General features: G+C 57.8%; 6 protein-coding genes. 3 read left to right on the forward strand and 3 right to left on the reverse strand.

Translation table 11 applies throughout. The annotated features are described in order from the left end of the window. On the forward strand, positions 1 to 370 hold a 370-nt coding region (locus HKN37_13690; GenBank protein NNE47701.1), incomplete at its 5' end, for an HAD family hydrolase. 97 nt (positions 371 to 467) lie between these two features. Here HKN37_13690 and HKN37_13695 read toward each other — a convergent pair. From HKN37_13695 to HKN37_13705, 3 genes are all read right to left on the reverse strand, one after another. Further along, complete coding sequence (locus HKN37_13695) at positions 468 to 1,214, reverse strand: energy transducer TonB (protein NNE47702.1); 747 nt, start codon at positions 1,212 to 1,214, stop codon at positions 468 to 470. A 262-nt stretch (positions 1,215 to 1,476) separates the two neighbouring features. Continuing rightward, positions 1,477 to 2,388 (reverse strand): YihY/virulence factor BrkB family protein, encoded by a 912-nt coding sequence (locus tag HKN37_13700; GenBank protein NNE47703.1) that lies wholly within the window; start codon positions 2,386 to 2,388, stop codon positions 1,477 to 1,479. 124 nt (positions 2,389 to 2,512) lie between these two features. After that, a complete protein-coding gene (locus HKN37_13705) occupies positions 2,513 to 2,983 on the reverse strand; it encodes a YbaK/EbsC family protein (protein ID NNE47704.1) in 471 nt (156 codons plus the stop codon). Positions 2,984 to 3,196: 213 nt separating this feature from the next. On the opposite strand from HKN37_13705, the gene HKN37_13710 reads away from it, so the two are divergent. Further along, the gene (locus tag HKN37_13710) at positions 3,197 to 3,412 is read left to right on the forward strand and encodes a hypothetical protein (GenBank protein ID NNE47705.1); all 216 of its coding nucleotides are present in this window, start codon (positions 3,197 to 3,199) and stop codon (positions 3,410 to 3,412) included. 9 nt (positions 3,413 to 3,421) lie between these two features. Next, a partial coding sequence (locus tag HKN37_13715; protein ID NNE47706.1) for a hypothetical protein occupies positions 3,422 to 4,224 on the forward strand: 803 nt, incomplete at its 3' end.

Raw genomic sequence — 4,224 nt, forward strand, 5'->3', positions numbered from 1 at the left:
CATCGACTTCCTGGCCGGTCTCGACATCCGACTGGCCCTGACGACGTCGGCGATACGGGACAACCAGGTGAAGGCTTTCGAGCTTTTTGGACTTCAACCGTATTTCGAGGTGGTTGTGACGGCTGAAAATGTCAGTCGACCCAAGCCCCACCCCGAGCCGTACGTGATGACGGCCTCGCGCATGGGCGTACCGGTGGAGAATTGCCTCGTCATCGAGGATTCCGTTAACGGAGTCCGTTCAGCCCTGCGTGCGGGATGCAAAGTCGCTGCCCTGACCACATCTTTCAGTGCCGAGATTCTGCGGAACGCGGGAGCGGACTCTGTTCACAACTCCTTTGCGGGTCTTCAGAAGTCGTTCAAGAGGGCATAGCGGAGGCCATGCCTGACGTACCGTCATTCGCCGTAGCAGTGTTCGAACGGGTGAGAAACGGCGCACAAGCCCGCAGAGCTGTCCCGATGGCGATGGCCTACGACAGTTGGAATTTTACCGGGATCGCCATCATTGTGCGTACAGGGCGATTCCGCTGACGGCCCGGTTTGAACTCGAGCTTCATGACAGCCTCAATGGCCGCCTTGTCAAGTATGCCACCAGCCGACTGAAGCACGTTGGGGTCAGAAGGTGTGCCATCGAGATTGACGACGATCCGTACAACCACCGTCCCTTCCATCTGTGCCTTGCGCGCGAGCTCGGGATAATCAACGAGCGACTGCAAATACCGAAGCCCTCCGACAATCTCCGGCATCTGCTCGACCGCAACGAAGATCTCATCCAGGTCCTCTTCTTCCTCTTCTTCGGCTGCAGGTGGCGGAGGCGGAACGTCGAGGGCCTCAGCAATATCGAGCGAGGCATCCAGCACAAGATCATCGTCGTCGAGAAGCTCGTCGTCAGCAACCTCGACCGGTACGGGTGGACGCGGCGGCGGGGGCGGCTTCGTAATCTGCGCAGTCTGGACGATCTCCTCCAGTTCAACCAGTTCCTGCTCCGCCAGCGTAACCTGAAATTCGGAATCCTGGCTAACGGGAGCTCGAAACGCGACGATCATGAGTAGCAGGGCTACGACGTAGGTTACCTGTAGTCGGATTCCATACGAACCAGTCCGCTCTGAGAAACTCTCGGTACGAGCCTCAAAACGGTCTCGAAGCGTCTCTACTCCAAAGACGGTGTGTGTTCGCGCCTGCGGCCGATACCTGAAAACCGATTCCCGGCCAGGCATGAATTTACCTACTAAGAAGCTGTCTCTCATATACCGAACGCCAATACTGTGAGTCTTGAGGCGCGGTCTACGGTGCTCTCAACGAATTGATGCGACCGCCGACGTCTGGAGGTCACCTACAACCGCCTCTCCTCCGTACAAGAGTACCGCTGGCTGTTCGAGAAGTTGGCGAGGTTGCACATCTACGGTGCAGATTCGCGCGAAACGAATCCACGCAATGTGGACACCGGCAATCGCAGGTAATGCTCACCGGGACATTCCACTAGGCGGTCTCGAGGTCCCCTTCTGAGCCGGGCGTCTCAGGCTCAGGCAGTCCGCCGTGAAGCCGCTCGTACTCGGCGATGACCTGTGCGCCGAGTAAGATCACGATCGCTCCCGCCTCGAGAGAGAGCAGTGCAACGATGGTTGCTGCGAACGATCCGTAGACGATGTTAACGACAGACAGCGTCGAGAAATACCACAGCAGTACCTGCCGAACAAGCTCCCATAACAACCCTGCCACGATACCGCCGATAAGTGCGTGACGTACCGATATCTTCCCCACAGGGAGAACGAGGTAGATGGACGTCAGAAGAACGATGTGACCGACGACTCCCATCACGTGCAACAACGTGCCGCCCAGGTCACTGGGTCGCCACGTCAATCCAAGGAACGCTAGCCGCTGGCCTTCGATGGCTTCCATGAAGCCGGTCGTCAGCGTAATCACGAGAATGCCAACCCCCACCAGAACGATGAAGGCGTACGGCATGATGGCGGAGACCAGGAAATGTCGTCTCTTGATAGACACACGATGAAAGAAGATTACCGACAACGCATTCTCGAGCACCGTGAAGGCCAGCGAGCTGAAGAACAGAAGGGTTCCGAAACCGATCCACCCGAAGTACGGACGGTATGCATAGATCTGGCGTACCTGCCGCATGACGGTTTCGGTGAGGTCCGGAACCACCAGACTGATGTTTTCCGTCACGATCGAAAGGAGCGTCTCCTCCTCCAGAACCTGCGACAGGCCGACCAGCACCAACGCGAACAGTGGAATGATCGACAGCAGCGTGTAGAACGCGACGGCGCCGGACAGCAGTATGCCCTGGTTCGCCCTGAACCCCTTGAGCACGCTCCACAGAAAGCGCCCGTAGCCTTTGAGGCGCTCTGCAATGCCAACCCCGGTAAATTGCATAGTCTGTCCGCGCGGTGCTCAGAGGACGTACTCGCTTCTCGGGCAGAAGATAACACGCACGAGCACTTGTCCCGATCTGTCAGGCTCGGAACGCACGCTCACGCCTCTCCGAACCTGGCATCGGTCAGACGTACTCGAGAGCAAACTGGACGACCACGGGCTCCGCGAGTCGCACGTAATCGGAGTATGGAAGCCGGATCAACTCCGAGTGAGAACCTGCCTCGAAGGCGATCTCCTCATCTTCTGCCAGGGACGCATCCGCAAATAGCTGCATGTCGTACAGATTCCCGAAAGGTGGCATCGCGCCTACCTCGCAGGACGGAAACAGGTCTTTGAAATCGTCCTCGGCCGCCAATGCTATGCGTTTCGATCCCGTGATCTCTCGCAACCGATCCAGGTCGACGTGGAAGGAGGCCGGAAGCACGGCCATCGCGATATCATCGTCGATCTTGATCATGACCGTCTTCGCCATTTCCCTGCCCGGTATGTGCGCCGACGCCGCCACCTCCTGCGCCGTATAGGCCGGTGAATGCCGAATGGTGATGTACTTGATCTCGTGCCGGTCGAGATACTCCTTTAGTCGTTTGACAGGCATATGACACCTCCGTTCTCGGATTTCCGAACGGTATTCGGAACCTGCAAAGAAAAACCCTCCAATTTCAAAATAGAGGAACGCAGGCGCCGTGTTGTAAGCGTAGTCAGATAAAGAGTGTAGGCCCCCGCCCGTCAAGCCCAAATCGGCCTCACCCGGGTCGCAACATGCAGACGGACGCATCCGTATGATCCTCGACACATAATCGCGTCGATCATGAAAATAGAAGGCACCGTCACGTACCAGGATCTAGAAGGGGGTTTCTGGGGGATTCAGGGCGCTGATGGAATCAAGTACCGGCCGGTGGACGGTTTGCCAGGCTCCGTGCGCAGCGAGGGTTGCCGGATCGTAGCAGAAATTGAACCGGCAAACGTTATGTCGTTCGCGATGTGGGGCCGGAACGTGCGAATCATCAAGATCAAAAAAGCCTGACGGTCACTTATGCCGTACTTCGTATCTACACCACTGATCGTCACTGCACTGGGACTCACACTGGTAGCCTGGGAGGCGACTCGATCGGAGCGGAATCCGCTACTCACGCTGGGCGGGTTTGTACTCGTCGGAATCGGTGTAGCGAGCCGGCTCCTGTCCGGCGCGCCCATGCTGGCAAGCGTGTCCAGTGTCTTCATGGACTTCGGGGTGGGATTCCTCGTGGCCGGCGTATTTCTGATTGCACGCAAGGCTTCCGCCGGTTCCTTCATTGCTCTCGGAGTTACCGCACTGCTCGTGGGCGGTGGACTGAAGCTGTTTGCCGGGTCGCATGCCGCTGAGGAGGCGGCAAACGCAACGGACGTGCAACTCCTCGTAGAGCTCGGCGCAGATGACGACATAAGTGAAATCGCTCCCCTGCTTGCAGAGTATGGGGCTCGCTTTGAGCGGGCGTTCCCGGGGGTATCGATTGAAATGGATGTGGACCTGGCTCAGGTGTTCATTGTCACCGTGCCCGCCGATCGCCATTCACTAGTTGAGCGACTCAAGAGCCTTCTTACCGCTGATGAAGAGAACATAGACTATGTCGAACTCAACCGTACGGTAACTCTAGTTCCGCTACCAGCAACGACGGCAGAGACCCTGCCCGCATCCGGAACACGACGCGCAAATGATCCGCTTGCAGCATCGCAGTGGGCATTCGATGCTGCGAACATTGATGGCGCTCACGAAATCCTCTCGCAGACCGAGCCGGTTCGCAAGGCCATCGTGGCAATCCTGGATACGGGCGTGGATGCCCAGCATGAGGACATCCG

It is taken from the genome of Rhodothermales bacterium (assembly GCA_013002345.1).
Taxonomy (GTDB): Bacteria; Bacteroidota; Rhodothermia; order Rhodothermales; family JABDKH01; genus JABDKH01.

Coding starts and splice junctions, on each gene's coding strand:
- HKN37_13695 (NNE47702.1), bottom strand. CDS start 1,214: ATGCCTGGCCGGGAATCGGTTTTCAGGTATCGGCCGCAGGCGCGAACA.
- HKN37_13700 (NNE47703.1), bottom strand. CDS start 2,388: ATGCAATTTACCGGGGTTGGCATTGCAGAGCGCCTCAAAGGCTACGGG.
- HKN37_13705 (NNE47704.1), bottom strand. CDS start 2,983: ATGCCTGTCAAACGACTAAAGGAGTATCTCGACCGGCACGAGATCAAG.
- HKN37_13710 (NNE47705.1), top strand. CDS start 3,197: ATGAAAATAGAAGGCACCGTCACGTACCAGGATCTAGAAGGGGGTTTC.